The sequence below is a fragment of the Pseudarthrobacter sp. PS3-L1 genome, assembly GCF_030063285.1.
Classification (GTDB): Bacteria; Actinomycetota; Actinomycetes; order Actinomycetales; family Micrococcaceae; genus Arthrobacter.
This window is the reverse complement of the sequence record NZ_JASISU010000001.1, coordinates 382035-397924: the sequence shown is the minus strand read 5'-3', so window position 1 is coordinate 397924 and position 15890 is coordinate 382035. Positions and strand designations below refer to the sequence as shown.

Here is a 15890-nt window from a genome sequence, read left to right as displayed (position 1 = left end):
GATCAGTCCTTGAGGCCGGCGCTGACGTCGGCGTTGAGTACGTATTTCTGGAAGATGGCAAACACCAGCACAAGCGGCAGGATGGAGATCACCGAGGCGCCCAACAGGATGGGCCAGTCGATGTTCTCGGCTCCGACGATGCTGCGGAGTGCGACCTGGAGGGTGTACCACTTGGGATCGTTGAGCACAATCAAGGGCCAGATGTAGTCATTCCATCGCCATTGGAAGGAAAAAATGGCCAGCGTGAACAGGATGGGCTTGGCGAGCGGGAGCATGATCCGGAAGAAGATGGCCAATTCGCTGGCGCCATCAATCCGCGCCGAATGCAGCAGGTCATCAGGTACCGTCAGGAAAAATTGCCTGAACATGAAGACGCCAGTCGCGGTCAGCACAGACGGAACAATGATGCCGGCCAGGGAGTTGTAGAGGCCCAGGTCCCGGATCACCGAGAACGTCGGGTTCAGGATCACCTCCGTGGGCAGCATGGTGGTGGCCAGGATGCAGACAAAGAAGATCCGGGTCCCGCGATTGTCATACTTCGCCAGGGCGTAGCCGGTGCAGGCACTGAAGAAAACAGTCAGCACCGTGGTACTGATGGCAACGATCGCCGTGTTCAGGAAGTACCTCGCAAAATCCACGCGATCCCAGGCGTCAATGAAAGCCTGGAAGGTCCATTCGCGGGGCAGGATGGACAGCGGGTAGCTGAAAAGTTCACTGCCGGGCTTGAAGGAGCTCAGGAGGAACCAGATCAGGGGCAGGGCATAAATGAGGACGACAACCCACATGACGATGGTCAGCGGTGCGGAGATTCTGGTACCACGGCCGTCGCGCGTGGAACGCTTGGTGGTCTTGGTCGCCACGCCACGAGCTTTTAGCGGTTCCCCGGGTACAGGCAGTGGCACTTTGGTAGTGGAGGCCATGGTTCAGCCCTTCTTCCGGTTGAAGCGAAGCTGGATGAGGGCGATGATGAGCAGCACCACCATGAGGACCATGGAGGCCGCACTGGCGTACCCCACTTTGGACTGTTCAAACCCTGTCTTGTAGATGTACTGGACTATCAGGGTGTTCTCCGTCCCGGGACCGCCGTTGGTGAGCGCCTGGATCATGGCGAATTCCTTCATGGCGTGGATCGTGGACAGCAGAACCACCATGAACGAGGTCGGCGCAATCGCGGGGAGCGTGACATTGCGGAAGCGCTGCCAGGCGTTGGCACCGTCCAGCTCCGCCGCTTCCAGCAACGACTCGGGAATGTTCTTGAGCGCCGCGATGAACAGCAGCATATTGAAGGCAGTTCCGGCCCAGGCTGATGCCATGATCACCACACCCAGGGCGAGGTTGCCGTTGCTTGACCACGGAACAGAATTGCCACCCATTCCGGTAATGACAAAGTTCACAAACCCGAAGTCCTGGCCAAACAGCCAGCGCCAGATCACACCGACCACAATCGGGGAGATCAACCAGGGCAGGAAGATCACAATCTTGGCCACTGTGCGCCCCCGGACTGCCTTGCTGACCAGCAACGAGGCAACTCCGAGGGATGACGCATAGATAACGGGAACCGACAGGATGGTGTAGATAAACGTCCTGCTCAGGGCAGCCCAGAAGGTACCGTCGCCGAAGAGCTTCTGGAAGTTGGCCAGGCCAATAAAGTTGAGCTTTCCGACCCCGCGGTAATCCGTGAAGGAGTACAGCAGGCCCAGCGCGCCGGGCCAGACGAAGAACAACAGGAACAGCACCACATTGACGCTGACCAGGATCAGCGGCGCAACAATGTATCTGTTGCGCCTTTTCTGCTGCGATTTGCTGCGGACTGCTCCCGGGCTGGGTGGAGCCGGCGTCTGCGTGGGACTCAGGGTCGGATTGCTCACGGCTTTAGGCTCCGTTGTAGAGCTTCACGATGTTATCCACCGTGGTTTTGGCGTCCTGGCTGCCGGAGAGCATCTTCACGGTCTCCTCACGGAGGGGATCTCCCGTGAACGGAACGTCAGCATAGGCCTCGAGCACCACGCGCTTGATGGCATTATCCCCCTTGGCATCATTGGCTGCGATGGACTTCTGGTACATCTCAAAAGCAGACTGCTGGAACGGGTACTCGATGGTCAGGTCCTTGACGGGAAGGTATCCACCGGTTTTTGCGAATTCAGTGTAGTTGGCATCGTCGTAGAACCAGTCGATGAACTTCTTGGCTTCCTCGTCCATGCCGGTGTCCTTGAACGCCACCATGAAGCCGCCACCCAGGTTTGTCGCTGTCAAAGGCTGCTTGGGCAGTGGAACAGAAACCCATTCGAAGTCCTTGATGTTCTTGTTGAAATCCGCGATCTGCCAGCTGCCTGAGTAGTAGGCGGCTACCTGGCCGCTCTTGAACATGGCGTTTCCGTCTTCACCGCTAAGCCAGACCGATTTCGGCATCGTGGCATCATCGTTGAGCTTGTTGAAGTATTCGAGCGTTTCTACAGCCTGCTCATCCGAGGTGTACTTATCTCCTTCCTTGGCGAAGGCGTTGCTGCCAAACTCGTACATCATGGCGCGCACACGATGGCCTGAACGGTCCATGACCATCCCGTATTTGGCGCCTGCCTTCTCGCGTACGTCGGTGATGGCCTGGACAAATTCGTCCCAGGTCCAGGTCTTATCGATCTCGGTGGGAAAGGTGACACCCGCCTTCTCGAACAGGCTCTTGTTGAGGAACAGTCCAACAGCAGTCAGGTCGGAAGGAATGGCTGGGATGGTGCCGTCTGGGGATTCTTGGAGCAGGTCTGCGGTGATATTGCGTGATTCTGCGATATCGCGAAGGTCCTGGAGCTGGTTGACCCAAATGGAGTCAATACTCGTGACGCGTGCCAACGCTGGGAGATCATTGGCAGTTGCGGCGTTCTTGAGCTTGGTCACAATATCTGCGGAAGGAACGTCCACCACCTCAATGGTGACGCCCGTTGCTTCCTTGTACTTGGCAGCCGCGGCCGCGAAAGCTCCACCCTGGTTCGTGTCACCGGAGAGAATCAGCTGGAGCGTCTTGGGCCCATCTGAAGAGCTGCTCCCACCGCCGCAGGCGCTCAGGCCCAGGGCTAGTGCAGAAAGACCGAGGGCTCCCAGGCCAAACTGCCGGCGGTTCATGGCGGAGAATTTTGTCGTCTCTGACAATGTTCTGTCCTGTCTCTTACATTATTTTCAGGCCTCAACGCGGGCCCAGCGGATGCAAACGACTCCTGGAACGGTGTCCCGAAGCCCGGAACAAGCGGCTATCTCTGTCCAACTGTGATCCATGTCATGACATTCTGTCAAGAAAATGTTCTTGCTAGGGGCACTTGGTGGAAAGGCCTTGCCCGGACCAGCTAAAACCTGCCATCCTGGGCTGCAAAACGATGCCCCGGCACCTCCCCCGGGCACCGTCCCGTGACGGCGCCCACCCTTGGGCGACAGTGGTTCGCGGACGTCACGCATGGGAACTTCGTCAGATCCACGGTCAGTAGCGGGTCCGCGAGCCACCCCTGCCCACCCATGGGAAGACCGCCAGAAGCCTCTTTCCTGACCCGTCATAACGGACCTGAGGCCGTGAGTTCTGCATCGGCTAGCTCAGATTACTAGACTTACGAAAGTGAATAGCCAACTTCCTGCCAAGGTGTCCGACGTTTTCGATCCCAGCCGCTGGCGTGTGGTCTCCGGCTTCGACGACTTTCAGGACATGACGTACCACCGGCAGGTGGAACGCGATGCAGAGGGCGCCCTGGTACGGGACCTTCCCACCGTACGGATCGCTTTCAACAGGCCAGAGGTACGCAACGCGTTTCGTCCCGGCACGGTGGATGAACTGTACCGGGCGATGGACCACGCCCGGATGAGCCCGGATGTAGCCACCGTCCTCCTGACCGGCAATGGCCCGTCTCCCAAGGATGGGGGCCATTCCTTCTGTTCGGGCGGAGACCAGCGTATTCGCGGCCGCGACGGGTACCGGTATGCAGAAGGCGAGACGCAGGAGAGCATCGATCCGGCACGCGCCGGACGGCTGCACATCCTTGAGGTCCAGCGGCTCATGCGCACCATGCCAAAAGTGGTCATCGCCGTCGTTAACGGCTGGGCGGCGGGCGGCGGGCATTCGCTGCACGTCGTTTCTGACCTCACCATAGCCTCTCGCCAGCACGGGAAATTCAAGCAGACGGATGCCACGGTGGGCAGTTTCGACGCCGGCTACGGGTCCGCCTTGCTGGCCCGTCAGATCGGCCAGAAAAAAGCGCGGGAGATCTTCTTCCTGGCACGGGAGTATTCAGCCGATGACATGGTGCGCATGGGGGCAGTCAACGAGTCCGTGGACCACCAGCACCTCGAAGATGTAGCCCTGGAGTACGCCGCGGACATTGCGCGGCAGTCACCACAGGCAATCCGGATGCTGAAGTTTGCGTTCAACCTCGCGGATGACGGCCTGGCAGGACAGCAGGTTTTCGCCGGTGAGGCTACCCGCCTCGCGTATATGACGGATGAGGCGGTAGAGGGCAAAGAAGCCTTCCTGGCCAAACGGGACCCCGACTGGTCCGCCTTTCCCTACTACTTCTAAGGACTGGAGCTGACAATGACTATTGATCCAGCACTGAAAGCCTTGGCCGCTGCCCTGCACGGTGAGGGGCCTGCCGTGGAAATCATCGCAGAGCCCGATGGTTCCCTGACCGTGCAGCACGTGGAGACCCCCGGCTACGATGATGCAGTTGTGGTGGTGCGGACATCTGGCTCCACCGGCACCCCAAAGTCAACCGTCTTGCCTGTTGAGGCTCTTGCCGCCTCCTCGATGGCGACCGCCATTGCCCTCCGCGGGGAAGGCCAGTGGCTGCTGGCTCTTCCCGTGCAGTACGTAGCCGGCGTGCAGGTCCTGGTGCGTTCGCTCTTCGCGGGCACACGCCCCTGGGCCATGGACCTCACCCACGGCTTTACCCCCGAGGGTTTCACTCAGGCGGCCCTAGAGCTCACTGACAAAATGCGCTTCACCTCGCTGGTTCCCACGCAGTTGCAGCGACTTCTGGACGCGCCGTCGCCGGAGACACTGGCCGTGCTCCGGCGATTCAACGGGATCCTGCTGGGTGGCGCCCCGGCGTCGTCGGCCCTCCTAGCCGCCGCGCATGACGCCGGTCTTCAGATTGTCACCACATATGGCTCTTCGGAGACCTGCGGCGGGTGCGTCTACAACGGTGTGCCACTTGAAGGTGTCCAGGTCAGGCTCGATGACGACGGCCGGGTTCTGCTGGGCGGCGACACCGTCGCAGCCGGCTACCTTGAGGCACCGGACCGCATCTCGGGGGCCTTCTTCGAGGAAGACGGAACGCGCTGGTTCCGGACCAACGACCTTGGCGAGCTGGATGCGGACGGCCGCCTCACGGTTCTCGGACGCGCCGACGACGTCATCATCACGGGCGGCATCAAGGTCTCCGGCAATCGGGTTCAGGCCGAACTGGAGGCGTTCGACGGCGTCCAGGCTGCGTTTGTCGCCGGCGTGCCGTCTGCGGAGTGGGGGCAGGCCGTCGCAGCATTTGTCGCTACCGGAACCCTTCGTGCCAGCGAAGCTGCGCAGGACGCGCAGGACGCGCAGCTGAGGGAACTCTGGAACGGATCCCTCGGTGTCAGTGCGCCTAAAACTGTGATTTTCGCCCACGAGTTGCTGATGCTCCCCAACGGCAAGCCAGACCGGTTGGCCATGACCGCCCGGCTCACCGAACAGCACCGGGGAACGTAGAGTAGATCTGCACCGACTGCACCCTGCGGCAGTCCTGCTAGTTTTCGTTCATTCATTCATCGACCCAACACGAGGTACTGACGTGGCAACAGCCGCCCAATGGATCCAGGGCTCACGCCCGCGCACCCTCCCGGCAGCAATTGCGCCCGTCCTGATCGGTACCGCTGCGGCCTACGAGCTAGACCTCTTCAAACCGCTCAACGCAGTGTTGGCAGCCCTGGTGGCGCTTCTTCTCCAGATTGGCGTGAACTACGCCAATGACTACTCGGATGGCATCCGGGGCACTGACGAGGACCGGGTGGGGCCGCTGCGTCTGGTTGGCTCGGGCGCTGCCAAACCGCACCAGGTCAAATATGCGGCATTTAGCATCTTTGGTCTTGCCATGGCGCTGGGCCTTGTCTTGGTCATCCTGACCCAGAGCTGGTGGCTGATCCTCGTGGGGGCTGGCGCTGTCATGGCGGCCTGGGGCTATACCGGCGGCAAGAATCCCTATGGCTATATGGGCCTGGGTGACGTCTTTGTTTTTGTCTTCTTCGGCCTGGTAGCGACCCTCGGCACCACCTATACGCAGGCCGCCCAGATCAGCCTCCCGGCCGTGGTGGGCGCCATTGGAACAGGGCTGATCGCCACGGCCCTGCTGATGGCAAACAATGTCCGCGATATTCCCACCGACATCAAGGCGGGCAAGAAAACCCTGGCCGTCCGCCTCGGGGACAGGCACGCCCGCGAGAGTTATGTCTTGATGCTGGCCGTAGCCATCCTGCTGGTGGTCATCCTTGCGCCCACCCGTCCCTGGATGCTCATTGTCCTGCTGCTGATCCCAGCCTGCCTGATGCCAGCCTGGCTCATGATCAATGGCCGCAAGCGCAAGAGCCTGATTCCGGTTCTCAAGCAGACAGGTTTGATCAACCTGGGCTACAGCATCCTTTTCGCACTGGGGCTGGTCCTGAGCCGCGGCTTCTAGCGCGCACCGTTCCAGCCAGGCACTGGCGTCGGGAAATGCCCGGTTCAGCCCTCGGCGGACTTTCTGGCATTGGTTTTTTTGATGTCGTTGCGAACCTGCACGTCGGGGTTGGCATCCACCATGGCATCCTCGGCCTCGGCGTCGTTGATCTCAGTCAATGAACGCAAGGGTGTTGCCTTGCCCGTCACCCTGCGCTGCAGGCTTGCCGCAGCCGCGTTGCGCTGCTTCTGGAAAAAGATGTAGCTGACGGAGAATGCCATGGCAGCCGCGCAGACGACAGAGAGCACCGCACCGAGCTGCAGGTAGAGGAAGAGCACGAAGAGCGGCGCAAAGATCGCCAGCCGGATCAGGGAGTATTTCAGGAAAGCCACAGTTCCAGTTTAGCCGCCCGTGCTGGGAATGGCGTCTGAACGGCAGTCAACGCGGAGGCATCCAGATAGTCCCGTCAAGGATAGACTGGAGGGCATGCTCTTCCGTGTAGTTCTTGCCGTTGCAGTGCTGGCCGTATTCGTCTACGGGCTGGTCGATGTGATCCGCACTGAGGGGCGCCAGACGCGTGGCATTTCAAAGCCGGCGTGGATCGTGGTCATGATTGTGCTTCCCGTCGTGGGCGCCATCCTGTGGCTGCTGATTGGCCGCCCCCGCTACACTCCCGAGCCCCGTCAGGGATCCCGCACATCAACGGCGCCCGACGACGATCCCGACTTCCTGCGCAACCTTGAGTACCAGCGCCGTAAGCAGGCACAGGCCGCCCGAGCCAAAGCCCTGCTGGATGAACAAAAGCGTCAGCCCGGAACAGCGGCTCCCGCTGCTTCAGCCAAGGAATCAACGCCGGATCCATCGTCCGGAAGGACAGGCGGCTCCGGAAACGCCAGTGGAACTCCCGGTTCCGGCAAGGACGCCCCTGATGGCAGCAAGGCCGGTCACGCGAATCCCCTGAGGGGCACTGAGGGCAGCGGAGACGCGGGAAAAGATATCCCCGGGGGTGGTCCCGCAGGGTCAGGCCGCTCCGGTGACGGCAACGAGGGCTCAGGCCACCAGTCCAGCAGCGATTCCGAAGCCAAGGACGAAGACCGCTCCTGATGCTCCCCTGAGCAAAAACACCTCCGCGATCACCTGACACCCCATCGCAGGTCGCTAAACGCTTCGAATGGAGGCCGTTTCCCTTCAGTCCGGCACTGACGGAGACGTGGGAGCCGTGTCGCGGCGACTGTCCACGGTGGGCTACGCAACATCCCGCATTATGGACCAAACCTTTGCTGCCTCACCGTCACGGCTCCTGGCGGCTACCTGGTCCAGATCATTGGGATGGCTGCGGAGTTGCCGAACATCAGCGGGGAAACCAGGGAATCGGCAGCCCTTAAGCAGGAATCCTCCGACGGAACGCAGAAGGGCGGGGAAGCAAAGGCCGTGGCCGTTGCTTCCCCGCCCCGTACTTCGGGCTACCGGGGAGCGTTGTGAATAACGCTGCGGGAGTGCGCTCCCTACAATCCGGAGTAGGAGTGCAGTCCGTTGAAGAACTGGTTCACGATCGTGAAGTTGAACACGACGCAGAGGTAGCCAACAATGGACAGCCAAGCGGCACGGGTTCCTGTCCACCCCCTGGTGGCGCGCGCGTGGAGGTAGCCTGCGTAGACAACCCAGATCACGAAGGTCCAGACCTCCTTGGTATCCCAGCCCCAGAACCGGCCCCAGGCTTTCTCTGCCCAAATAGCTCCGAACATCAGCGTGAAGGTCCAGCCGATGAAAGCGATGGCGTTGATGCGGTAGGAGAGGTTCTCCAGGCTCTGGGCAGAGGGCACTAGCCGCATGAAGCCAAGCTTGTCCGCTCCCCCGGCCGCCACACTCTTCTGCCGGTGTGACTGCACGAGCTGCAGGGCGGACATGGCGAACGTGAGAGTGAACAGCGCTGACGAGATCACGGCAATTGAAACGTGGATTATAAGCCAGTAGCTCTGCAATGCAGGGACCAGGTGGCCGACGGGGGTCCAGTAGGCAACTGACGCCGCGGTAAGCATGACAACTGCCAGGCCGAGCACAAATGTTCCCAGGAAGCGCAGGTCCCGGCGTATCAGGGCCAGCAGGAAAACAGCAACTGCCACAAAGGCGCCGGTGGTCAGGAATTCATACATATTTCCCCACGGCACGCGGCCTGAGCCTACGGCCCTGGTCAGCACACCGGCAGCGTGGATCAGCACACCAAGGATGGAGACCGCAACAGCCACACGGGCTGGTCCCCGGCGGGTGGCGGCATAGCGCATGTCATCGTCGGCGGTCTGGACGCCGCCGCCACTGCCGGCCTTGGACGTGGGGCGCTCGGCCCTGCCCACAGGCCCAGGAACGTGGCCTTCGGTTCGGTTTGCCTCCGAGGCGCCGGCAGCAGCAACCGCGCCTGCAGCAACGGGGACCCTGTCCTCAGTTGCTTCGGCAGCCTTCTGATCCACCAGCTTCAGGGTCCTGCTGCTCTTGGCCAGGTCCCAGGCGAAGGCAATGAAAGCCACCGTGTAGGTACCGGCAGCCAGGAGCATGAAGAGCTCGCTGTACTGGCCCATGGTTTCGTTGATTGCGTAGGGCATTACTGGTCCTTCTTAGACTGCGGGTCCTCTGGGGAGGAAAGGGATTCTGGGTCATTATCGCCGCTACTGCTGGGAATTGCCTGAGTGGATGTGGAAAGTTTCCATTCGCTGGCAAGAAGTTTCCCAACGGCAGCGGATTCGGCAGCCAACCGGTGGTCCTCACCGCGGGCCAGCAGGCCATATTCCACCATGGTGCGCCCGTCCGGGTGCGTCCCCGTCCGGACCCAGACGCGACGTCGGTTGACGTAGAGCGAGACGATCAGGCCACCCACAGCCAGCAGGGCGAAAATGAGCGCGTAGAGCTGGCCCGGGTTGTGGTGGATATCCACGCCCACGTAGCGCTTGACGCCGTCGAACGAGATTGTTCCCTTGCCGTCGGGGAGCGTATACGTGGAGCCTTCCCCCAGGGTGATTCCACCGGCGTCGAGGTTCCTGGCATTCAACGGGGTGAGGTCTTCCACGTCGAGCTCAAAAACGTTCTGTGGTGACCCGTTGTCCAGTCCCAGGTCCCCGTAGTAGGAGTTGAGGGTCAGCTGTGGATTGAGCAGCTCCGGATCGCCACTGAAAGACACCCCGTCCGGGGTCACAAAGGCCGTCGGCAGGAAAAACCCGACAAATCCGAGCTGGTCGGGCTTGGCATCGGGAACCTTGATCACCACTGACGAGTAGTAATTGTCACCCTGCAGCTTGGCCACGACTGGCCCCTGCATGGCAATATTTCCATCGCCATCACGGATAGTCACTACTGGCGCGTAGCCGTTGCCCGTGAGGTAAACGCTGGTCCCGCCAAGTGTCACCGGATCGTTGACCTTGAGAATCTCCTCCTTGGCTGGCGCCTCGGGAGTCTCCTTTGTCGTCACAGCAGCCGTGAAGTCGATGGGCTGGCCAAACTTGCCCTTGGATTCCCGGTCAAAGACCACATCAAATTTGTCCAGTTGGATGGAGTACGGCTCCAGCTGGGATGACTGGAAGTTGGTGCCCGGAGTGAACTGGTCGTACCCCACAAGGGTATTGACGAAGGTATCGCCCTCCACCAGGATCCGCTGGCCGCTGTAGCCGTAGAGCCCGCCAAGTGCCACCGAAACGAGGACACCAATCAGGGATGTATGAAAGACCAGGTTGCCCACTTCGCGGAAAAAACCACGTTCCGCGCCAAGGGACGGCTTGTCTCCGTCCACGTCCCGGACATCCACCCGGTAACCGCGCTTGCGCAACACGCGGGCAGCATCGTTGATGGCGTCCGAGGCAGGGATTGCGGAAGCAGCAGGAACCACCAGGGTGCCATATTCGGGCAGTCGCGAGAGTCGCTTGGGGGTCTTGGGCGGCTGGGAACGCATCGCTTTGAAGTGCGCAATTGCGCGCGGAATGACGCAGCCAATCAGGGAAATGAACAGCAGGATGTAGATGGCCGAAAACCAGGCCGACGAGTAGACGTCGTAAAGCTGCAGGGTGTCCAGCAGCTTGCCGTAGTTCGGATTGTCAGCAATGTACTGGGTGACGACTGACGGGTTGGTGGGCCGTTGCGGGAACAACGACCCAGGAACCGCCGCCACGGCCAGGAGCAGCAGCAGGAACAGCGCTGTGCGCATGCTGGTTAACTGCGTCCACGCCCATCGGAGCATGCCCAGTGGGCCCAACGCTGGCATGCTCGTTTCAGACTTGGACTTCGCCACGCCTGATGTCTTCCCCCGGGATGCTTTGGCCTGCTTTTGCGGTTCTTCCACGGGGCTGGCGCTGGTGTCTTGAGGAGAAATGGCGAAGTCCTGAGGGTTGTTGGAATCGATGGCGTTCGACGGCGGATTGGCCCGCTGGTTGCGTGCCATCAGATAGGAAGCTTGACGTCGGTCTGGAACCAGTACTGGAGCTCAGTTACCCAGGCGCCCCAGACGCCTGTGGCCATGAGGATGCCGAGCGCGATAAGGATCCCGCCACCGAGTCGCTGGATGGCCAGCCGGTGCTCGCGGAAAAATTTCATCACGCCAATTCCTCGTCGCAGCCCGAGGGCGATCAGGAGGAAGGGGATGCCCAGCCCAAGGCTGTAGACGAATGCCAGGAGCGCCCCCTTCGCCGCGGAAGATCCGCCGGAGAGGCTCAGGAGCTGGACAGCGGAGTAGGTCGGCCCAATACAGGGCGCCCACCCCAGACCAAAGGTTAGTCCCAACAGCGGCGCACCCCACAACCCTGCCGGCGGTCGGGCCTGAATCTTCGCATCTCCCTGGAGCCAGCCGAATCCACCCAGGAACACAATTCCCATGATGATCACCACGCCGCCCAGCACCTGGGTAATCCAAGCATTCTGCGACCCGGTAATGAGGGTACCCAACTGCCCAAAGGCCCCGCCAAGCAACACAAAAATCACCGAGAAACCAAGCACAAACAGTCCCACGCCAGCCAGCATCCGGCCACGCTTCTGACGCTGGAGATCAACTCCGGTCAGACCTGTGACATAACCCACATAGCCGGGGACCAGCGGGAGGACGCACGGGGAAAGGAAGGAGACCAATCCCGCCAGCAGCGCAACGGGAATGGCCAGCAGGAGCGAGCCACTGAGGATTGTCTCGGCGAAGGGACTGTTCATGACCGGATGCTATTCCGCCACAGCGGAGCTGATGAGTGCCTTCAGCGTGCCGCGCTGGACCTCGCCAAGAACCCGCGAGGCCACCCGACCCTGCTTGTCCAGGACCAGCGTGGTGGGCACGGCATTGGGTGGGACGATGCCGGAAACTGCGAGCAGCACCGCACCGTTCTTGTCATCAAAGCTTGGGTAGGTGAGGCCGAACGACTTTTCGAATGCCTCTGCCGTGGCTTTTTCATCGCGAAGGTTCACGCCGAAGAACTGGACGCCCTGGTCCTTGAATTCCTGGTGCAGTGACTCCAGCTGTGGCGCCTCAACGCGGCACGGTGCACAGGCGGCAAACCAGAAGTTCAGGACGGTCACCTGGCCCTCCAGGTCAGCGGGCGTAATATCCGTTCCGGTGAAGAGCGTGCCGTTGATATCAGGCGCACTTCCGCGATCGGCAGCACTGAACTCGGTCACGGAACCGTCGCCGGCCACGTAGTTCTTGTTGTCTCCTGCAGAGGCTTGCTGGGAGAGGTCGTCTTCCCTGGCACAGCCGCTGAGGCCCAGGGCGAGGAGCGCAAGGGACGCCCCACCGGCGGACAGGAACCGACGCCGCGAGGCCGCCAGAGACCTGACCGAGGCGACGTCGTCGCCCGGCTGCGCTCCGCCGTCGTAATTACTCGTCATCTCAGGCACCCGGGGTGCTGGATGCGCCAGGCAACAGGGCGGCAGCGGGTTCGCTGTAGTCGACGCGGAGCAGGGAGCCATCCTCGTTGAACACAAACGACGTAATTGAGGTCAGCGTGCATTCGCGTTTTCTTGGATCGTGCCAGAGGTGTTTGCCCTCTGCGCTGAGCCGGGTTGCCCAGATAGGAAGCTGGTGACTAACCATGATGGCTTCCGCGCCATGCTCGGCGTAGTCAGCGCCAGCAAGTTGGACAGCTTTGGCACGCGCGTCCTGGACGGCTTCGCGGACGCGGGCGGCCTGGTCCTTGTAGGGCTCTCCCCATGACGGGCGCAGCGGATTGGAAAACTGGCGCCAGTGCCGCGGGCGGCGGAGCTCCGCCTTGTTAACCTTCATACCCTCGAAGTAGTTTTCCGCTTCAATAATGCGGTCTTCTGTGTGGATCGCCAGATCCAGCGCCAGCGCCGTGGGAAGGGCTGTTTCTTGCGCACGGGTCAACGGTGACGCTGCGAGATAGACAATGTTGGCGCCGTCGTCTGACCGCTTCCGGAAGTACTCGGCTAGAGTGTCTGCCATCTGCCGGCCAAGCTGGGAGAGGTGGAATTCGGGGAGCCTGCCGTACAGGACTCCCTGCGGGTTGTGGACCTCTCCATGGCGGAGCAGATGGACTGTTACGTGGGGCATGTCTACCAGTTTCTCAAAGATCGTGAGCTATCCGAAATCTTCTACAGCAAGTAGAACTAAAGAAAACCCCGAAATGTTCCGCAACATGGGAACAAAACATGCAAATGCATGTTTATACTGGGTGCAGCAGTTAGTTGAGACTTCAACAAAAGGGTCGATCCTGACGATCAGACAGCCAGCCAGCGCGCTGGATCCACATTTATAAGGAGAAAACACCATGGCACTTCCCACAGACATCGCCACCGGCACCTGGACGCTGGACGGCTCACACAGCACTGTTGGCTTTACCGTTCGGCATGCGGGCATCAGCAAGGTCCGCGGCGAATTCAAAGAAGTTGACGCCACACTGGACCTCGCGGCCAACTTTGCCGATTCCGCCATCAAGGCAACCATCAAGGCCGCCAGCTTCGATTCCGGCGACGCCAACCGCGATGGCCACGTCCGCGGCGACGACTTCTTCGACGTCGAGAAGTTCCCGGAGCTGACCTTCGTCTCCACAGGCATCGAAGGTGACGACGACGAGTTCAAGCTCACCGGCGACCTCACCATCAAGGGCATCAGCAAGTCAGTGACCCTGGACACCGAATTCAATGGCGTTGCCGTCGACCCGTTCGGAACAACCCGCGCGGGTGTCAGCGCCAAGACCACCATCAGCCGCAAGGATTTTGGCCTTACCTGGAACGCCGCCCTCGAAGCCGGTGGCGTCCTGGTCAGCGACAAAGTCGTGATCGTCCTCGAACTCGAGTTCGTAGCACCCTCAGCCTGACCCTGCCGGGCACTCCAGTGACTCCCTGAACGCCGCGCCGGCACAGGGGATGACACGGCCCAGCTATCTCCAGCGCCCCGTTCCGGACAACATGTCCGGAACGGGGCGCTGTTGTTTTTTGCACCAGGCTTGGCCAGGTCTTGCCAGGCTTTGCGATGCTGCCGGTATCGATCAGCTATGCCGGAAGATACTCCCTTTGAATGATTGGCGGCCTTAGGGCTCCGCGGTACCGTGGGATGAAAGCCAAGCCTGGGGGCACGGCCCGAAGCAGTCCCCGGCATCCATCGTGAAGATCGACATGCAAAGGACAGCCCATGAGCACACCTCCAGTCCAGCCATCCAACGGCAATGAGTCCGCTCCCAGCACCACAGTTCCCCAGTACGGCCAGGGCACACCCCAGGCGCCGGTGTACGGCCAGGGCACACCCCAGGCGCCGGTGTACGGCCAGGGCACACCCCAGGCGCCATACGCCTCGCCCTACGGGTCCGGAGAGCCAACGGGCCCGCAAACCATTCCAGCGCAGGTTGAGCTTTCCTTCAAGATGATCCTCGCAGCGGGCATCCTATCTGCCATCAGTTCACTGGTGCTGGCGTTCACTGGCGCACCGTATCTGACACAGATATTCGAAGAAGCCTTTGCTGCCCAGGACCAGCCGGTACCAGCAAACTTCAGCACGGGCATCGCGGGGACCATGATGATTGGCGGTATCGTCGGCGCCATCATGTCGCTGGGTCTATACGCACTGGTGGCATTCCCTGTCCGTAAGGGCAAAAACTGGGCCCGCATCCTGGGCACCGTCTTCGCCGTCATATCAGTGTTCAGCCTCTTCACAGGCCTTTTCGCGTTTGGCGCCCTGTACGGCCTCATGCAGGTCATCGTCATTCTGCTGGGCATTGCAGCCATGGTGCTGCTCTACCTCAAGCCAAACGCTCCATACTTCAGCAAGGCACCCAGGATCATTAACCAGTAGCACCAGCCAGCGTGGCCACGGGCCACCGCCATGGATCTCCTGCGGAGTCCGTGCCAGCTACCGCACGCCTTTCTGAACGGCTGGCGAATACTCCCTTCGAATGATTCCTGCGGTCGAGACCCCAGAGTACGGTGGGAGGAAAGCCGAACCGTAGCGTTGCCAGCAGGCACTATCCGCTCTTACCCTCTATTCCGAGATGCAAAGGACAAGCCCATGAGTACACCTCCGGTCCCACCGAATGGCAACGAGCCCACCCCCGGCAACCACACCCCCCAGTACGGGCAGAACGCACCCCAGTACGGCCAGAATGCACCCCAGTATGGGCAGCAGGGCACCCCCCAGTACGGGCAGAACGCACCTCAGCACGGGCAGAACGCACCCCAGTACGGGCAGAACGCACCCCAGTACGGGCAGAACGCACCCCAGTACGGGCAGAACGCACCCCAGTACGGGCAGGCTTCACCGCAGCCTCCGTACGCATCGCCCTATGGATCGGGTCAGCCGGCAGGACCTGGCGCCATCCCCAAGACAGTTAACAACGGATTCTGGCTGATCGTGGCGGCCGGTGCCATCAACGTCATTTCGATCATCATCTCGGCCTTTACCCTCGACACGCCAGCCTTCCGGGAGATGTTCGACGACCAGATGACAGCGGCAGGAGTCACGGACGTCAGTTTCGCCGACTTCAGGGGCATCTTGCTGGCAACGTTCATTGTGGCCGCGGTCATCGCGGCTGGACTCTACGCACTTGTGGCCTTCAATGTCCGCCGGGGCAAGAATTGGGCACGTATCCTCGGTACCGTCTTTGCGGTCATCTCGCTGATCGGGCTCCTCCCCCTGAGCATCGGGACCATTGCGGTTCTGCTCGGTATCGTCGGTATCGTCTTTCTCTACCTCAAGCCTTCGGCACCGTACTTCAGCAAGGCGCCCAAGTTCAGCAATCCTTACGGCCAGTAACCCCAACCGCC

The 15890-nt window shown here is 61.1% G+C and carries 17 protein-coding genes; 8 read left to right on the top strand and 9 right to left on the bottom strand.

Annotated features, from left to right (window positions below; all coding sequences use genetic code 11):
* Positions 1–2: 2 nt before the first annotated feature.
* From QMG79_RS01870 to QMG79_RS01860, 3 genes are all read right to left on the bottom strand, one after another.
* Positions 3–860, bottom strand: a complete 858-nt coding sequence (locus tag QMG79_RS01870) for a carbohydrate ABC transporter permease (RefSeq protein WP_283536865.1) — start codon at positions 858–860, stop codon at positions 3–5.
* Positions 861–923: 63 nt separating this feature from the next.
* On the bottom strand, positions 924–1868 hold the full coding sequence (locus tag QMG79_RS01865; RefSeq protein WP_283536864.1) for a carbohydrate ABC transporter permease: 945 nt from the start codon (positions 1866–1868) through the stop codon (positions 924–926).
* A gap of 4 nt (positions 1869–1872) precedes the next feature.
* The gene (locus QMG79_RS01860) at positions 1873–3141 is read right to left on the bottom strand and encodes an ABC transporter substrate-binding protein (RefSeq protein WP_283536863.1); all 1269 of its coding nucleotides are present in this window, start codon (positions 3139–3141) and stop codon (positions 1873–1875) included.
* Positions 3142–3595: 454 nt separating this feature from the next.
* Here QMG79_RS01860 and QMG79_RS01855 point away from each other — a divergent pair, with 454 nt between their 5' ends.
* The 3 genes from QMG79_RS01855 to QMG79_RS01845 all read left to right on the top strand — a co-directional run bounded on the left by QMG79_RS01855 (position 3596) and on the right by QMG79_RS01845 (position 6680).
* Positions 3596–4549: a 1,4-dihydroxy-2-naphthoyl-CoA synthase gene (locus QMG79_RS01855; RefSeq protein ID WP_283536862.1), complete on the top strand. Its 954-nt coding sequence runs from the start codon at positions 3596–3598 to the stop codon at positions 4547–4549.
* A 15-nt stretch (positions 4550–4564) separates the two neighbouring features.
* The gene (locus QMG79_RS01850) at positions 4565–5716 is read left to right on the top strand and encodes an AMP-binding protein (RefSeq protein ID WP_283536861.1); all 1152 of its coding nucleotides are present in this window, start codon (positions 4565–4567) and stop codon (positions 5714–5716) included.
* Between the two features lie 82 nt (positions 5717–5798).
* Entirely contained in the window at positions 5799–6680 is an 882-nt protein-coding gene (locus tag QMG79_RS01845; RefSeq protein WP_283536860.1) for a 1,4-dihydroxy-2-naphthoate polyprenyltransferase, read from the top strand.
* Between the two features lie 44 nt (positions 6681–6724).
* Here the strand turns inward: QMG79_RS01845 and QMG79_RS01840 are convergent, their stop codons facing one another.
* The gene (locus tag QMG79_RS01840; RefSeq protein ID WP_283536859.1) at positions 6725–7051 is read right to left on the bottom strand and encodes a DUF4229 domain-containing protein; all 327 of its coding nucleotides are present in this window, start codon (positions 7049–7051) and stop codon (positions 6725–6727) included.
* 94 nt (positions 7052–7145) lie between these two features.
* On the opposite strand from QMG79_RS01840, the gene QMG79_RS01835 reads away from it, so the two are divergent.
* On the top strand, positions 7146–7763 hold the full coding sequence (locus QMG79_RS01835; protein WP_283536858.1) for a PLD nuclease N-terminal domain-containing protein: 618 nt from the start codon (positions 7146–7148) through the stop codon (positions 7761–7763).
* Between the two features lie 225 nt (positions 7764–7988).
* A complete protein-coding gene (locus QMG79_RS01830) occupies positions 7989–8141 on the top strand; it encodes a hypothetical protein (protein WP_283536857.1) in 153 nt (50 codons plus the stop codon).
* Positions 8142–8164: 23 nt separating this feature from the next.
* Here the strand turns inward: QMG79_RS01830 and ccsB are convergent, their stop codons facing one another.
* The 5 genes from ccsB to QMG79_RS01805 all read right to left on the bottom strand — a co-directional run bounded on the left by ccsB (position 8165) and on the right by QMG79_RS01805 (position 13185).
* Positions 8165–9256 (bottom strand): c-type cytochrome biogenesis protein CcsB, encoded by a 1092-nt coding sequence (gene ccsB, locus QMG79_RS01825; RefSeq protein WP_283536856.1) that lies wholly within the window; start codon positions 9254–9256, stop codon positions 8165–8167.
* Entirely contained in the window at positions 9256–10902 is a 1647-nt protein-coding gene (gene resB / locus QMG79_RS01820; protein ID WP_283537334.1) for a cytochrome c biogenesis protein ResB, read from the bottom strand. Before resB ends, ccsB begins: the two co-directional genes overlap by 1 nt.
* A 176-nt stretch (positions 10903–11078) precedes the next feature.
* A complete protein-coding gene (locus QMG79_RS01815) occupies positions 11079–11834 on the bottom strand; it encodes a cytochrome c biogenesis CcdA family protein (protein WP_283536855.1) in 756 nt (251 codons plus the stop codon).
* Between the two features lie 9 nt (positions 11835–11843).
* On the bottom strand, positions 11844–12503 hold the full coding sequence (locus QMG79_RS01810) for a TlpA family protein disulfide reductase (protein ID WP_283536854.1): 660 nt from the start codon (positions 12501–12503) through the stop codon (positions 11844–11846).
* A 1-nt stretch (position 12504) separates the two neighbouring features.
* Positions 12505–13185 (bottom strand): histidine phosphatase family protein, encoded by a 681-nt coding sequence (locus QMG79_RS01805; RefSeq protein ID WP_283536853.1) that lies wholly within the window; start codon positions 13183–13185, stop codon positions 12505–12507.
* A 217-nt stretch (positions 13186–13402) separates the two neighbouring features.
* Here QMG79_RS01805 and QMG79_RS01800 point away from each other — a divergent pair, with 217 nt between their 5' ends.
* The 3 genes from QMG79_RS01800 (at position 13403) to QMG79_RS01790 (ending at position 15879) form a co-directional block, all read left to right on the top strand.
* Positions 13403–13951 carry a YceI family protein gene (locus QMG79_RS01800; protein ID WP_283536852.1) on the top strand — a complete coding sequence of 183 codons (549 nt, stop codon included), beginning with the start codon at positions 13403–13405 and terminating at the stop codon, positions 13949–13951.
* Between the two features lie 314 nt (positions 13952–14265).
* Entirely contained in the window at positions 14266–14922 is a 657-nt protein-coding gene (locus QMG79_RS01795; RefSeq protein WP_283536851.1) for a hypothetical protein, read from the top strand.
* 213 nt (positions 14923–15135) lie between these two features.
* Positions 15136–15879 carry a hypothetical protein gene (locus tag QMG79_RS01790; RefSeq protein ID WP_283536850.1) on the top strand — a complete coding sequence of 248 codons (744 nt, stop codon included), beginning with the start codon at positions 15136–15138 and terminating at the stop codon, positions 15877–15879.
* The last annotated feature ends 11 nt before the right edge of the window (positions 15880–15890 follow it).